This is a genomic window from Streptomyces sp. RP5T (genome assembly GCF_003933965.1).
Taxonomy (GTDB): domain Bacteria; phylum Actinomycetota; class Actinomycetes; order Streptomycetales; family Streptomycetaceae; genus Streptomyces.
This window is the reverse complement of record NZ_RSAJ01000174.1, coordinates 1-15,170: the sequence shown is the minus strand read 5'-3', so window position 1 is coordinate 15,170 and position 15,170 is coordinate 1. Positions and strand designations below refer to the sequence as shown.

The 15,170-nt window shown below is 69.9% G+C and carries 13 protein-coding genes; 8 read left to right on the top strand and 5 right to left on the bottom strand.

The window, feature by feature from the left end; genetic code table 11:
• The 8 genes from EHS43_RS19670 to EHS43_RS19635 form a co-directional block, all read left to right on the top strand.
• On the top strand, positions 1-2,890 hold a 2,890-nt coding region (locus EHS43_RS19670; protein WP_148104063.1), incomplete at its 5' end, for a M14 family metallopeptidase.
• A gap of 213 nt (positions 2,891-3,103) precedes the next feature.
• Entirely contained in the window at positions 3,104-4,111 is a 1,008-nt protein-coding gene (gap, locus tag EHS43_RS19665; RefSeq protein ID WP_030318674.1) for a type I glyceraldehyde-3-phosphate dehydrogenase, read from the top strand.
• 125 nt (positions 4,112-4,236) lie between these two features.
• Complete coding sequence (gene pgk / locus EHS43_RS19660) at positions 4,237-5,448, top strand: phosphoglycerate kinase (RefSeq protein ID WP_125192077.1); 1,212 nt, start codon at positions 4,237-4,239, stop codon at positions 5,446-5,448.
• A gap of 6 nt (positions 5,449-5,454) precedes the next feature.
• Positions 5,455-6,231 carry a triose-phosphate isomerase gene (tpiA, locus tag EHS43_RS19655; protein ID WP_125192076.1) on the top strand — a complete coding sequence of 259 codons (777 nt, stop codon included), beginning with the start codon at positions 5,455-5,457 and terminating at the stop codon, positions 6,229-6,231.
• A gap of 103 nt (positions 6,232-6,334) precedes the next feature.
• On the top strand, positions 6,335-6,565 hold the full coding sequence (secG, locus tag EHS43_RS19650) for a preprotein translocase subunit SecG (RefSeq protein WP_037708349.1): 231 nt from the start codon (positions 6,335-6,337) through the stop codon (positions 6,563-6,565).
• 214 nt (positions 6,566-6,779) lie between these two features.
• Positions 6,780-7,115, top strand: coding sequence for an RNA polymerase-binding protein RbpA (locus EHS43_RS19645; protein ID WP_003957010.1), 336 nt, complete (start codon positions 6,780-6,782; stop codon positions 7,113-7,115).
• Between the two features lie 229 nt (positions 7,116-7,344).
• Positions 7,345-9,000 (top strand): glucose-6-phosphate isomerase, encoded by a 1,656-nt coding sequence (gene pgi, locus EHS43_RS19640; protein WP_125192075.1) that lies wholly within the window; start codon positions 7,345-7,347, stop codon positions 8,998-9,000.
• 107 nt (positions 9,001-9,107) lie between these two features.
• Positions 9,108-9,848, top strand: coding sequence for a DsbA family protein (locus EHS43_RS19635; protein ID WP_260470616.1), 741 nt, complete (start codon positions 9,108-9,110; stop codon positions 9,846-9,848).
• Positions 9,849-9,885: 37 nt separating this feature from the next.
• Here the strand turns inward: EHS43_RS19635 and pgl are convergent, their stop codons facing one another.
• From pgl to EHS43_RS19610, 5 genes are all read right to left on the bottom strand, one after another.
• Positions 9,886-10,668 carry a 6-phosphogluconolactonase gene (gene pgl / locus EHS43_RS19630; protein ID WP_125192073.1) on the bottom strand — a complete coding sequence of 261 codons (783 nt, stop codon included), beginning with the start codon at positions 10,666-10,668 and terminating at the stop codon, positions 9,886-9,888.
• A complete protein-coding gene (gene opcA / locus EHS43_RS19625) occupies positions 10,665-11,846 on the bottom strand; it encodes a glucose-6-phosphate dehydrogenase assembly protein OpcA (protein WP_125192072.1) in 1,182 nt (393 codons plus the stop codon). The genes pgl and opcA overlap by 4 nt, the downstream gene beginning before the upstream one ends.
• Positions 11,843-13,366: a glucose-6-phosphate dehydrogenase gene (zwf, locus tag EHS43_RS19620; RefSeq protein WP_125192071.1), complete on the bottom strand. Its 1,524-nt coding sequence runs from the start codon at positions 13,364-13,366 to the stop codon at positions 11,843-11,845. The genes opcA and zwf overlap by 4 nt, the downstream gene beginning before the upstream one ends.
• Before the next feature lie 3 nt (positions 13,367-13,369).
• Positions 13,370-14,488 (bottom strand): transaldolase, encoded by a 1,119-nt coding sequence (gene tal, locus EHS43_RS19615; protein WP_125192070.1) that lies wholly within the window; start codon positions 14,486-14,488, stop codon positions 13,370-13,372.
• 33 nt (positions 14,489-14,521) lie between these two features.
• Positions 14,522-15,170 (bottom strand): transketolase C-terminal domain-containing protein (locus EHS43_RS19610; RefSeq protein ID WP_312023428.1); only part of this gene is annotated, 649 nt, incomplete at its 5' end.

Below are 15,170 nucleotides of genomic sequence, written 5' to 3'. Positions count from 1 at the left end.
CGCGCCCGTCGCCCATGCCGCGCAGAGCGCCGGTTCTCCTGATCCGAACGAAGTCAAGGTCTACCGCGCCGAGGTCACCAGCGGGCAGGTACCCCTGCTGCTGGCGGCCGGGCAGGACGGCCACGAACTGAGCGAGCAGGTGCCCGCGAAGGGCACCGCGACGGTCGAGGTCTACCTGACCGACCAGGAGGCTCGGAAACTGGAGAAGAAGGGTGTCGAGCTCACCGAGCACACCCTGACCGCCAAGGCCGAGGCCCGTGTGGACAAGGCGGCCGAGGGCGTGTTCCGGCCCTACAGCGGAAGCGGCGGGCTCCGGGAGGAGCTCCTCGCCACCGCCCGGGCCAACCCCGGCCTCACCAAGGTCGTCTCCATCGGCAGGACCGTGAACGGCCAGGACATCCTCGCGCTCAAACTGACCAAGAACGCGAGGAAATCCAAGGACGGAGCCAAACCCTCCGTCCTCTACATGTCCAACCAGCACGCCCGCGAGTGGATCACGCCGGAGATGACCAGGCGGCTGCTCCACTACTACGTGGACGGGTACCGGACCGACAAGCGCCTGAAGAAGATCGTCGACTCCACCGAGCTGTGGTTCGTCCTGTCGGCCAACCCCGACGGCTACGACTACACCTTCAAGAACGCCGACAACCGCCTGTGGCGCAAGAACCTGCGCGACAACAACGGCGACGGCACGATCGGCGTCGGTGACGGCGTCGACCTGAACCGCAACTTCTCGTACAAGTGGGGCTACGACAACGAGGGTTCCTCGCCCAACCCCACCAGCGAGACCTATCGCGGTCCGGCCCCGTCCTCGGAGCCCGAGACCAAGGCCCTGGACGCCTTCGAGAAGCGGATCGGCTTCACGTACGGCATCAACTACCACTCCGCCGCCGAACTGCTGCTCTACGGCGTCGGCTGGCAGGTGGCCACCGACACGCCCGACGACGTCATGTACAAGGCGCTCGCCGGCACCCCGGACAACTCCGCGATCCCCGGCTACCGCCCGCAGGTCTCCTCGGAGCTCTACACCACCAACGGCGAGGCGGACGGCCACGCGTCGAACGTCAACGGCCTGGCGATGTTCACCCCCGAGATGTCGACCTGCCAGACCGCCTCGGACCTCGACCCCGGCGACCAGTGGAACGCGGCGGACTGCCAGTCGGTCTTCAACTTCCCCGACGACGAGAAGCTGATCCAGCAGGAGTTCGAGAAGAACATCCCCTTCGCGCTCTCCGTCGCCGAGTCCGCGGCCCGGCCCGACCAGCCCAAGTCCTCGCTCGGACTGAAGGCCGCCGACTTCACCCCGAAGACCTTCACCACCTCCTACGCGCGCGGCGCCGACCAGGAGGTCTCCGTCGTCGTCCGCAGGTCCCTGCACGACAAGGAGCTCAAGTACCGCGTCAACGGCGGCCGTACGCACGACCGGGACCTCAGGGCCTGGAAGGGCGGCGAGACCTACGGCGGTGAGGACAACCTCTACTTCGACGAGTACCGGGCCAAGGTCGAGGACGCCGACCCGGGCGACAAGGTCGAGGCCTGGTTCACCGGCCGGGCCAGGGGCGCAAAGCCCACCTCCAGCGCGCACTTCACGTACACGGTGGCCGAACGGCCGCGCGCGGACGTGCTCGTGGTCGCCGAGGAGGGCACGACCGCGACACAGGCGCAGACGTACGTGGACGCGCTGAAGGCGGCGGGCCGCAAGGCGATCGTCTGGAACGTGGCCACCCAGGGCGCCCCCGACGCGCTCGGGGTGCTGGACCACTTCAGGTCGGTCGTCCACTACACGGGCGCGACCGTGCCCGGCAATCCCACCCAGCTCCAGCTGCGCGCCTTCCTCAACGAGGGCGGCAAGCTGATCGAGGCGGGCGAGCGGGCCGGCGGCAGCGTCGACCTGGGCGGCGGCACGCTGTCCAACGACTTCAGCCAGTACTACCTGGGCGCCTACACCCGCACGACCCTGCCGGGCGCCACGGCCTTCCAGGGCTCCGGCAGGCTCACCGGGGCCTCCGGCACCCTCGGCGCCGCCCCCGGCAACCCGCTGGACGGGGCCGGATCCTTCAGCGTCACCTCGGACAACCTGCCCGTGGCGACCTTCCCGCAGTTCGCGAGCGCGGGAGCGGGCACGTACCCCGGCACGCCCAACCCGTACGGGCCGTACGAGGGCGCGTCCATGGCGGCCGTCACGCACAGCGACTACGCCTGGAACCGTCTCACCCGCACCATCGACCTCACCCAGGTCACCGCCGCGCAGGCGCCCGCCCTGCGCACCCGGCTGCTGTGGGACACCGAGGAGGGCTACGACCACGCCGTCCTGGAGGCGCACACCGTGGGGGCCGAGGACTGGACCACGCTCCCCGAGAAGGGCGGCGCCACCACGAACGCGGTGCCCGCCGAGTGCGAGGCCGGGTTCTTCATCGCGGCCCATCCCGCGCTCAAGCGCTATCTGACCCAGGGCGCCGGCGGCTGCACGGCCACCGGCACCAGCGGCCAGTGGAACAGCCTCACCGGAGCCTCGGCCGGCTGGCAGGAGGTCTCCTTCGACCTGTCCGCGTACGCAGGCAAGAAGGTCGAGGTCTCCCTCAGCTACATCACCGACCCGGGCTCCGGCGGTCGCGGTGTCCTCGCCGACAACGCCTCCGTGGTCATCGGCGGCCAGGCCATCGAGACCGAGGGCTTCGAGACCTCGCTCGGCGCCTGGAGCGTGCCCGGCCCGCCCGCGGGCAGCCCCGCGGTCGTCCGGGACTGGGGGCGCACCGGAGAACTGTTCAAGACGTACGGCGCGGTCACCACGGACGACACCGTGCTGCTGGGCTTCGGCCTGGAGCACGTCACCGCGGCGGCCGACCGCACGGCCCTCCTGAAGAAGGCACTCGCCGCCGTCGGCGGGTGAACCGCGCGTGACCCGGCGTGCTCGTGCCGGGTGACCGCAGCTCTCGGTCCGGGGCGTTCCGTACCCCTACTGGCGGGTACGGAACGCCCTGCCGTGTATGGGGCATCTCGATGTCACTCCGGATGCCTCAGGGAGGTAGGGTCGGGGGTGGTCGGGGACATCCCATACAGCTCGCCGGTCTCACAACCGGCGTACCAACGAGGAGATCGGTTCGTGACGATCCGCGTAGGCATCAACGGCTTTGGCCGCATCGGTCGTAACTACTTCCGCGCGCTGCTGGAGCAGGGTGCTGACATCGAGATCGTGGCTGTCAACGACCTGGGTGACACCGCGACCACCGCGCACCTGCTGAAGTACGACACCATCCTGGGCCGCCTCAAGGCCGAGGTGTCGCACACCGCCGACACGATCACCGTCGACGGTCACACCATCAAGGTGCTGTCCGAGCGCAACCCGGCCGACATCCCGTGGGGCGAGCTGGGCGTCGACATCGTCGTCGAGTCGACCGGCATCTTCACGAAGAAGGCCGACGCCGAGAAGCACATCGCCGGCGGCGCCAAGAAGGTCCTCATCTCGGCTCCGGCCAAGGACGAGGACATCACCATCGTGATGGGCGTCAACGAGAACAAGTACGACGCGGCCAACCACCACGTCATCTCGAACGCCTCCTGCACCACCAACTGTGTGGCGCCGATGGCCAAGGTTCTCGACGAGAACTTCGGCATCGTCAAGGGCCTGATGACCACGGTCCACGCCTACACCAACGACCAGCGCATCCTGGACTTCCCGCACTCCGACCTGCGCCGCGCCCGCGCCGCAGCGGAGAACATCATCCCGACCACCACGGGTGCCGCCAAGGCCACCGCGCTGGTCCTCCCGCAGCTCAAGGGCAAGCTCGACGGCATCGCGATGCGCGTGCCGGTCCCCACCGGTTCCGCCACCGACCTGGTCGTGGAGCTGGAGCGCGAGGTCACCAAGGACGAGGTCAACGCCGCGTTCAAGAAGGCTTCCGAGGGCGAGCTGCAGGGCTACCTGTCCTACACCGAGGACCCGATCGTCTCCTCCGACATCGTCAGCGACCCGTCGTCCTGCACCTTCGACTCCTCCCTGACCATGGTCCAGGAGGGCAAGTCGGTGAAGATCCTCGGCTGGTACGACAACGAGTGGGGCTACTCCAACCGTCTCGTCGACCTCACGGTCTTCGTCGGCAACCAGCTCTGATCCACAGGGCAGGCACCTTGACATGAGAGCAGGGCCCGGGCGGCGCAGGGACGCGCCGTCCGGGCCCTGACTCACGTGCAGATCAGCTCTCGTACGATCAGAGCACCCTCACCAGGAGTTCCTTCATGAAGACGATCGACGAACTTCTCGCCGAAGGCGTGGACGGCAGGCGGGTCTTCGTCCGCGCCGACCTCAACGTGCCGCTCGCCGACGGCCGCATCACCGACGACGGCCGCATCCGCGCCGTGCTGCCCACCGTCAAGGCCCTCGCGGACGCGGGCGCCAAGGTGGTCGTGGCCTCGCACCTGGGCCGCCCCAAGGGCGCCCCGGACCCGGCCTTCTCCCTGCTCCCGGCCGCCGAGCGGCTCGGTGAACTCCTGGGCGCCCCCGTGGCCTTCGCCCAGGACACCGTCGGCCCCGCCGCGCACGACGCGGTGAACGGCCTGCAGCCCGGCCAGGTCGCGGTCATCGAGAACCTGCGCTTCAACGCGGGCGAGACCTCCAAGGACGACACCGAGCGAGGCGAGTTCGCGGACCAGCTGGCCGCCCTCGCCGACGTCTACGTCGGTGACGGCTTCGGCGCGGTCCACCGCAAGCACGCCTCGGTGTTCGACCTCCCGGCCCGGCTGCCGCACTACGCCGGCTACCTGATCGCCACCGAGGTCGGCGTCCTGAAGAAGCTCACCGACGAGGTCCAGCGGCCCTACGTGGTCGTGCTCGGCGGCGCCAAGGTCTCCGACAAGCTCGCCGTCATCGACGAGCTGCTCGGCAAGGCCGACCGCATCCTCATCGGCGGCGGCATGGCCTTCACCTTCCTCAAGGCCAAGGGCCACGAGGTCGGCGCCTCCCTGCTCCAGGAGGACCAGATCCCGGCGGTCCTGGAGTACATCGAGCGCGCCGAGAAGACCGGCGTCGAGCTGGTCCTGCCGGTCGACGCCGTGGTCGCGCCCGCGTTCCCGGACCTCAAGACCAAGGCCGCGGCCGGCGCCACCACCGTCGCCGCGGACGCCATCCCGGCCGACCGGATGGGCCTGGACATCGGCCCCGCGTCCGGCAAGCTGTACGCCTCGAAGATCACCGACGCCGCCACCGTCTTCTGGAACGGCCCGATGGGCGTCTTCGAGCACCCCGAATTCGCCGAGGGCACCAAGGCGGTCGCCCAGTCTCTCCTCGACTCCCAGGCCTTCACGGTCGTCGGCGGTGGCGACTCCGCCGCGGCCGTCCGCATCCTGGGCTTCGACGAGAACGCGTTCGGCCACATCTCGACCGGTGGCGGCGCCTCCCTCGAATACCTCGAGGGCAAGACGCTCCCCGGCCTCGCCGCACTGGAGGACTGACCCCGCATGACCACTCGCACGCCGATCATGGCGGGCAACTGGAAGATGAACCTCAACCACCTCGAGGCCATCGCGCACGTCCAGAAGCTCGCCTTCGCCCTCGCGGACAAGGACTACGAGGCCGTCGAGGTCGCCGTCCTGCCGCCCTTCACCGACCTGCGTTCCGTGCAGACCCTGGTCGACGGCGACAAGCTCAAGATCAAGTACGGCGCCCAGGACCTCTCGGCGCACGACTCGGGCGCCTACACCGGCGAGATCTCCGGCTCGATGCTGGCCAAGCTGAAGTGCACGTACGTGGCCGTCGGCCACTCCGAGCGCCGCCAGTACCACGCGGAGACCGACGAGATCGTCAACGCCAAGGTCAAGGCCGCCTACAAGCACGGCCTCACCCCGATCCTGTGCGTCGGCGAGGAGCTGGAGGTCCGCGAGGCGGGCAGCCACGTCGCGCACACCCTCGCCCAGGTCGAGGGCGGCCTTAAGGACCTGCCGGCCGAGCAGGCCGAGTCCGTCGTCATCGCCTACGAGCCCGTCTGGGCCATCGGCACCGGCAAGGTCTGCGGCGCCGAGGACGCGCAGGAGGTCTGCGCCGCCATCCGCGGCAAGATCGCCGAGCTGTACTCGCAGGAGCTGGCCGACCGGGTCCGCATCCAGTACGGCGGCTCCGTCAAGGCCGGCAACGTCGCCGAGATCATGGCGCAGGCCGACATCGACGGCGCCCTGGTCGGCGGTGCCTCTCTGGACGCCGATGAGTTCGTCAAGATCGTGCGCTTCCGGGACCAGTAAGTAGGCCCTGGCGGCGATCCGTCGTACCCTTGCGGGGGCATGGCCCTGAAGGCCGTGCCCCCGTCGTTCATCCGAATCCGAGAGAGTTGGTCCAGCCGTGGTTTTGGGGTTCTCGATCGCCCTGATCGTCTTCAGCGGGCTGCTGATGCTGCTGGTGCTGATGCACAAGGGGAAGGGCGGCGGCCTCTCCGACATGTTCGGTGGCGGCATGCAGTCGTCCGTGGGTGGTTCCTCGGTCGCCGAGCGCAACCTCGACCGCATCACCGTGGTGATCGGTCTGCTGTGGTTCGCGTGCATTGTCGTGCTCGGTCTTCTCATGAAGACGAACAGCTGAGCGGCCACGCCCCACACAGCACGTCCATTCCGCACGTAAGGCCCCATGTTCGGTACGCGCACCTGAGCGCGGCCTATCATGGGGCTTGCGTCTAGGTGTGGGGCCGGTAACTCCCAACACTGGACGCGCGTTGGGCCTTACGTAGACTGAGGCGCTCGCAACGAAGCGACACGTCGACTCGCTTCGCGGCACCATCACGCAGGGAGTTACGACCGTGGCAAGTGGCAACGCGATCCGAGGTAGCCGGGTCGGGGCGGGGCCGATGGGCGAGGCCGAGCGGGGCGAGTCCGCGCCCCGTCTGCGCATCTCCTTCTGGTGCTCCAACGGGCACGAGACGCAGCCCAGCTTCGCCAGCGACGCGCAGGTCCCCGATACCTGGGACTGCCCGCGCTGCGGCTTTCCCGCCGGACAGGACCGGGACAACCCGCCGGACCCGCCGCGCACCGAGCCGTACAAGACGCACCTCGCGTACGTACGGGAGCGGCGCAGCGACGCGGACGGCGAGGCGATCCTCGCCGAGGCGCTCGCCAAGCTGCGGGGCGAGATCTAGAAGTCGAGAGCCGGCCGGGCACCGAGAGGTGCCTGGCCGGAGCCGTCTCACGGCGGTGCGGCGCTCCACCCTGCCCGCAGCCTTCTTTCGCCGTCCCGCTGACACCTGTGCCTTTCGCGCACGTACCTGTTGGTGCGCCGGACGCCGCCCGCACCAGGGCCCGTGTCCCGCGTTTGATCAACTAGGTTGGAACAGCTGGGACAGGCACGAAAGAAGGCTGAAGTCGGACATGAACGCAGACGGCCGTACCAGGCTCAACCGCACGCCCGAGTGGACCGCGCTGGCCGAGCACCGGGAGGAGCTCGGCGAGGTGCGGCTCAGGGAGCTGTTCGCCGCCGATCCCGGGCGCGGCACCGGGTACACCCTGCGGGTCGGCGACCTGTACGTCGACTACTCCAAGCACCTGGTCACCGACGAGACACTGCGGCTGCTGCGCGAACTCGCCGCCGCGACCGACGTGTTCGGCCTCAGGGACGCCATGTTCCGCGGCGAGAAGATCAACACCACCGAGGACCGGGCCGTCCTGCACACCGCCCTGCGCGCCCCGCGCGACGCGGTGATCGAGGTCGACGGGGAGAACGTCGTCCCGGCGGTGCACGCCGTCCTGGACAAGATGAGCGACTTCGCGAACCGGGTCCGCTCCGGCGCGTGGACCGGGCACACCGGCCGCCGCATCAAGAACGTCGTCAACATCGGCATCGGCGGCTCCGACCTCGGTCCCGCGATGGCCTACGAGGTGCTGCGCGGCTTCACCGACCGCGACCTGACCCTCCGCTTCGTGTCGAACGTCGACGGCGCCGACCTGCACGAGGCCATCCGCGACCTCGACGCGGCCGAGACGCTGTTCGTCATCGCCTCCAAGACCTTCACCACCATCGAGACGATCACCAACGCCACCTCGGCCCGTGAATGGCTGCTCACCGAGCTGAAGGCCGGTCAGGAAGCCGTCGCGAAGCACTTCGTGGCGCTGTCGACCAACGCCGACAAGGTGTCGGACTTCGGCATCGACACGGCCAACATGTTCGAGTTCTGGGACTGGGTCGGCGGCCGCTACTCCTACGACTCGGCGATCGGCCTGTCCCTGATGATCGCCATCGGGCCCGACCGCTTCCGCGAGATGCTCGACGGCTTCCGGATCGTCGACGAGCACTTCCGCACCGCCCCCGCCGAGTCCAACGTGCCCCTGCTGCTCGGCCTGCTGGGCATCTGGTACGGCAACTTCCACGACGCCCAGTCGCACGCCGTACTGCCGTACAGCCACTACCTCTCCAAGTTCACGGCGTACCTCCAGCAGCTGGACATGGAGTCCAACGGCAAGTACGTGGGCCGCGACGGGCAGCCCGTGGAGTGGCAGACCGGGCCGGTGGTGTGGGGCACGCCCGGCACCAACGGGCAGCACGCCTACTACCAGTTGATCCACCAGGGCACCAAGCTCATTCCGGCGGACTTCATCGGCTTCGCCGAGCCGGTCGCCGAGCTCTCCGAGGGCCTCAAGGCCCAGCACGACCTGCTCATGGCGAACTTCTTCGCCCAGACCCAGGCGCTGGCCTTCGGCAAGACGCCGGACGAGGTGCGTGCGGAGGGGGTGGCCGAGGAGCTGGTCCCGCACAGGACGTTCCGGGGCAACCACCCGACGACGACGATCCTCGCGAAGGAACTCACCCCGTCCGTCCTCGGCCAGCTCATCGCCCTCTACGAGCACAAGGTGTTCGTCCAGGGCGCGGTCTGGAACATCGACTCCTTCGACCAGTGGGGCGTCGAGCTCGGCAAGGTCCTCGCCAAGCGCGTCGAACCGGCGCTCACGCAGGGGACGGATGTGCCGGGCCTCGACGCGTCCACGAAGGCGCTGGTGGCGGCCTACCGGGAGCTGCGCGGGCGGCAGTAGGAGCACCCTCCGATGGAACTCCTGTGCGTTTTCCGTGCCCATGCCCTAGGGTCGCGCTGAACCTGGGGAGACGAGAGGTACGGATGAGGCATGGGGGGCGGGTCGCCGTGGCACTCACGGCGGCCCTTCTGGGGATGGTGCTCGCCGGCTGCGGCCGGGCCGGTTACGGCGAGGACGCCTACAGCGGTCTGGAGACGGTTCCGGAGAAGCTCGGCTCCGACGGCACGACGATCACCGTCGGGGACCCGCAGGCACCGGTGACGGTGCACCTCTACGAGGACCCGCGGTGCCCGGTCTGCGAGGAGTTCGAGTCCACCGGCGGCGGCCCGGAGCTCAGGGAGGCGACCGTACGGGGCGAGACCAAGACCGAGTACACCATGGCGTCCTTCCTGGACGACAGGCTCGGCGGCAGCGGCTCGAAGAAGGCGGTCAACGCCCTGCGGGCCGCGCTGGCTCAGGGCAGGTTCGCGGAGTACCACCAGGTGCTCTACCGCCACCAGCCCGAGGAGTCCGAGGACGGCTTCACCGACGCCCGTCTGCTCGAACTGGCCGAGCAGGTCGACGGGTTGCGGGGACCGGCCTTCGACTCGGCGGTGAAGGGCATGAAGTACAAGGCCTTCGTGGCGGCGTCCGAGAAGGCGTACGAGGATGCCGGCGGCAGTGCGCAGCCGGGCGGCCCGGGCACCCCGACCGCGGTGATCAACACCGTGCGGATCCCGGCCGACTACAACGGCGTGCTCTTCGACGACTCGGTGTTCGCGAACCTGCTCCGGGAGATCCGCCTGGAGCCGGAGGACTGGGAGGACTACGTCTTCCCCGAACTCGCGACGACGCCGGGCCCCTTCTAGAGGGACCCGGCGTCGGTCGCCGTACGAGCGGCGGGCGTTACGAGGAAGCCGGCGGGTACAGCGAGCGGGGCAGCTGGGAGGCCGCCGCCGAGTCCAGCAGCCACAGGGTGCGGGCCCGGCCGCGGGCTCCGGCCGCCGGGGCCTGGATCTCGCCCGCGCCGGACAGGGCGATGGCCGCGGCCTGCGCCTTGTCCTCGCCGGCCGCCAGGAGCCAGACCTCGCGGGCCGAGCGGATCGCGGGCAGGGTCAGCGACACCCGGGTGGGCGGGGGCTTCGGCGCCCCGTGGACGCCGACGACCGTGCGCTCGGTCTCCCGTACCGCGGGCAGCTCCGGGAACAGGGACGCCACATGGGTGTCCGGGCCGACGCCCAGCATCAGGACGTCGAAGGTCGGGACCGCGCCGTGGTTCTCGGGACCGGCCGCACGGGCCAGTTCCTCGGCGTAGGCCGCCGCGGCGGCCTCCACGTCCTCCCCGTGGGGACCGTCCGACGCGGGCATGGTGTGCACGCGCTTCGGGTCCAGCGGTACGGCGTCGAGCAGGGCCTCGCGGGCCTGGGTGTCGTTGCGCTCCGGGTCGCCCTCGGGCAGGAAGCGCTCGTCGCCCCACCACAGGTCCAGGCGGCCCCAGTCGATGGCGTCCCGGGCGGGCGCCGCGGCCAGGGCGGCCAGCAGGCCGTTGCCGTTGCGGCCGCCGGTGAGGACCACCGACGCCGTGCCCCGGGATGCCTGCGCGTCCACGATCCTGGTGATCAGACGGGCTGCGGCGGCCTGCGCCATCAGCTCCTTGTCGTGGTGCACGACCAGCTGGGGAGTGCTCATTTCGTCGCCTTCCCGGACAGGCCGGAGGGGACCGGCTTCAGCGCCGGCGGCTGCGCCGCCTCCGGTGCGGAAGCTTCCGCGGGAGCCTGGCCGACGGCCGGTTCTCCTTTGGCCGCCGGTCCCTCCGGAGGTGCCTCGGTGCCCGAGCCGGCTTTGGCGTCCCCGACAGCCGCGGTGTCCGCGACAGCCTCGGCGTCCGGGGCAGCCCCGGTGTCCGCCTTGGCGGGTTCCTTCGCCGGCACCCGCCCGTCCGACACGTTCAGCCGGTGCACCCCGAACCGCAGCGCGGAGGCGTACGTGTCGTCCGGGTCCAGCCTGCGCAGCTCCTCCGCGATCAGCTCGGCCGTGTCCCGGCGCTTGAGCGCCACCGCACGGTCGGGCTGCCCCTGGATGGAGAGCGTGGCGAGCGAGCCGTCCGCGCGGTCCAGGACGATCGGACCGCAGTCGGTGTGCATGCGGACCGCCGTCAGGCCGGGGCCGTTCGACAGGGACCGCTTCACCGGCACGTCCAGCCGGTCCGCGAGCCACATCGCCAGCAGCTCGCAGCTCGGGTTGAACTCCTCGCCCTCCACCTCGACGGTGTCCACCTTGCAGATGACCTGGTCGAGCGCGGCGGCCAGCATCGAACGCCACGGGGTGATCCGGGTCCAGGAGAGGTCGGTGTCGCCCGGCGTGTAGGTGCCGGCCCGGGCCGTCAGCTCGCGCACCGGCTGCTCGGAGGAGTAGGTGTCGGTGACCCGCCGCTGGGCCAGCGCCCCGAGCGGGTCCCCGGCCGGGTCGAGCGGCGCGTCCGCCGGCCACCAGACGACGACCGGCGCGTCCGGCAGCAGCAGCGGAAGGACGACCGACTGGGCGTGGTCGACGATCTCGCCGTACAGCCGCAGCACCACCGTCTCGCCGGCGCCCGCGTCGGCGCCCACCCGCACCTCGGCGTCGAGGCGGGACTGGGTGCGGTCACGAGCGCTGCGCGACACCCGCTTGATGACCACCAGCGTGCGCGAAGGGTGCTCGCGGGACGCGTCGCCCGCGGCCTTGAGAGCGTCGTAGGCGTTCTCCTCGTCCGTGACGATGACCAGCGTGAGCACCATGCCGACGGCCGGTGTGCCGATCGCCCGGCGCGCCTTGACCAGCGCCTTGTTGATCTTGCTGGCGGTGGTGTCGGTGAGGTCTGTCTTCATGGCCGGCGCCAGCTCCGTCCCTCTCGTGCGAGCATTTCGTCCGCCTCGACCGGGCCCCAGGTACCGGAGGGGTACTGGGCGGGCCTGCCGTGCGTGTCCCAGTACTCCTCGATCGGGTCGAGGATCTTCCAGGACAGCTCGACCTCCTCCGTGCGGGGGAAGAGGTTGGAGTCGCCGAGCAGCACGTCGAGGATCAGTCGCTCGTACGCCTCGGGCGAGGACTCCGTGAACGACTCGCCGTAGGCGAAGTCCATGGACACGTCCCGGATCTCCATCGAGGTGCCCGGCACCTTGGAGCCGAAGCGGACGGTGACGCCCTCGTCGGGCTGGACGCGGATGACGATCGCGTTGGAGCCGAGCTCCTCGGTGGCCGTCGTGTCGAAGGGGGAGTGCGGCGCCCGCTGGAAGACCACCGCGATCTCGGTGACCCGACGGCCCAGCCGCTTGCCGGTGCGCAGGTAGAAGGGGACGCCCGCCCAGCGGCGGTTGTCGATCTCCACCTTGATGGCCGCGTACGTGTCCGTCTTGGACTGCGGGTCGATGCCCTCCTCCTGGAGGTAGCCGACCGCCTTCTCGCCGCCCTGCCAGCCCTCGGCGTACTGTCCGCGCACGGTGTCCCGGCCCAGGTCCTTCGGCAGCCGCACCGCGCCGAGCACCTTGGTCTTCTCGGCGGCCAGCGCGTCCGCGTCGAAGGAGGCGGGCTCCTCCATGGCGGTCAGCGCCATCAGCTGGAGCAGGTGGTTCTGGATGACGTCACGGGCGGCGCCGATGCCGTCGTAGTACCCGGCCCGGCCGCCGATGCCGATGTCCTCGGCCATGGTGATCTGTACGTGGTCCACGAAGGACCGGTTCCAGATCGGCTCGAACATCGTGTTGGCGAAGCGCAGCGCCAGGATGTTCTGGACGGTCTCCTTGCCCAGGTAGTGGTCGATGCGGAAGACCTGATCCGGGGCGAAGACCTCCTCGACGGTCGCGTTGAGCTCCTCGGCCGACCTCAGGTCGTGGCCGAAGGGCTTCTCGATGACCGCGCGCCGCCAGGAGCCGCTCGACTGGTCGGCCAGCCGGTGCTTCTTCAGCTGCTGGATGACCACGGGGAAGGCGGACGGCGGCACGGACAGGTAGAAGGCGAAGTTGCCGCCGGTGCCCTGTGCCTTGTCCAGCTCCTCGATGGTGTCGCGCAGCCGCTCGAACGAGTCGTCGTCGTCGAAGGTGCCCTGGACGAAGCGCATCCCCTGGATGAGCTGCTGCCAGACCTCCTCGCGGAACGGCGTCCGGGCGTGTTCCTTGACGGCGTCGTGGACGACCTCGGCGAAGTCCTCGTGCTCCCAGTCCCGGCGGGCGAAGCCGACCAGGGAGAAGCCCGGCGGCAGCAGACCCCGGTTCGCGAGGTCGTACACGGCGGGCATGAGCTTCTTTCGTGACAAATCGCCCGTGACGCCGAAGATGACCAGGCCCGACGGCCCCGCGATACGCGGGAGCCGTCGGTCGGCGGGGTCACGCAGCGGGTTGCTGCTCGACAAGATCTAGCCCTCCGAGGGTGCGAGGCGCTGGAGCTCCGCCTCGGTCGACTTGAGCAGGTCGTTCCAGGACGCCTCGAACTTCTCGACGCCCTCGTCCTCCAGCTGCTGTACGACCTCGTCGTACGAGATCCCGAGCTTCTCGACGGCGTCGAGGTCGGCGCGGGCCTGCTCGTACGTGCCGGCGACCGCGTTGCCGCGGATCTCGCCGCCCTGCTCGGTCGCCTGCAGCGTGGCCTCCGGCATGGTGTTCACCGTGTTGGGCGCCACCAGCTCGTCGACGTACAGGGTCGCCTTGTATGCCTTGTCCTTGACGCCGGTCGAGGCCCACAGCGGACGCTGCTTGTTGGCGCCGGCGTTCTCCAGCTTCGCCCAGCGCTCTCCGGAGAAGACCTCCTCGTACGCCTGGTAGGCGAGGCGGGCGTTGGCCACGCCGGCCTTGCCGCGGGCGGCCTTGGCCTCGTCGGTGCCCAGCGCGTCGATGCGCTTGTCGATCTCGGTGTCCACGCGGGACACGAAGAAGGACGCCACGGAGTGGATCTTCGACAGGTCCAGACCCCGCTCCTTGGCCCTCTCCAGGCCGGCCAGGTAGGCGTCCATGACCTCGCGGTAGCGCTCCAGCGAGAAGATCAGCGTGACGTTGACGCTGATCCCGAGGCCGGTCACGTCGGTGATGGCCGGGATGCCCGCGAGGGTGGCGGGGATCTTGATGAGCGTGTTGGGGCGGTCGACCAGCCAGGCGAGCTGCTTGGCCTCGGCGACGGTCGCCTTCTCGTTGTGCGCCAGGCGCGGGTCGACCTCGATGGACACCCGGCCGTCCTGGCCGCCCGTCGCGTCGAAGACCGGGCGCAGGATGTCGGCGGCGTCGCGGACGTCCGCCGTGGTGATCATGCGGATGGCCTCTTCGACCGTGACCTTGCGGGCGGCGAGGTCGGAGAGCTGCTGGTCGTAGCCGTCGCCCTCGGAGATCGCCTTCTGGAAGATCGACGGGTTGGTGGTGACGCCCACGACGTGCTGCTGGTCGATCAGCTCGGCGAGGTTGCCGGACGTGATCCGCTTGCGCGACAGGTCGTCCAGCCAGATCGCCACGCCTTCCTCGGAGAGGCGCTTGAGTGCGTCTGTCATGGAATTACATCTCCTACGTGTCGTATGTGAGCGTCAGCGCTGGGCGGCGGCGAGAGATTCCCGCGCCTTGGCGGCCACGTTCTCGCCGGTGAAGCCGAACTCCTGGAAGAGGACCTTGCCGTCCGCGGAAGCACCGAAGTGCTCCAGGGAAACGATGCGGCCGGCGTCCCCGACGTACTTGTGCCAGGTCAGACCGATACCCGCCTCGACCGCGACACGAGCCCTCACGGACGGGGGCAGGACGCTGTCCCGGTACCCCTGGTCCTGCTCCTCGAACCACTCCACGCACGGCATGGAGACGACACGCGTCGGTACGCCGGAGGCCTCCAGCTGCTCGCGCGCCTCGACGGCGACGTGCACCTCGGAGCCGGTGGCGATGAGGATGACCTCGGGGGAGCCGCCCGACGCCTCGAACAGGACGTAACCGCCCTTGACTGCGTCCTCGTTGCCCTCGTACGTCGGCACGCCCTGGCGGGTCAGCGCGAGGCCGTGCGGGGCGCCCTTGCCGAACTCCTTGGTCCAGCGCCGCAGGATCTCGCGCCAGGCGATCGCGGTCTCGTTGGCGTCCGCCGGGCGGACCACGTTCAGGCCGGGGATCGCGCGCAGCGAGGCCAGGTGCTCGACCGGCTGGTGGGTCGGGCCGTCCTCGCCGAGACCGATGGAGTCGTGCGTCCACACGTAC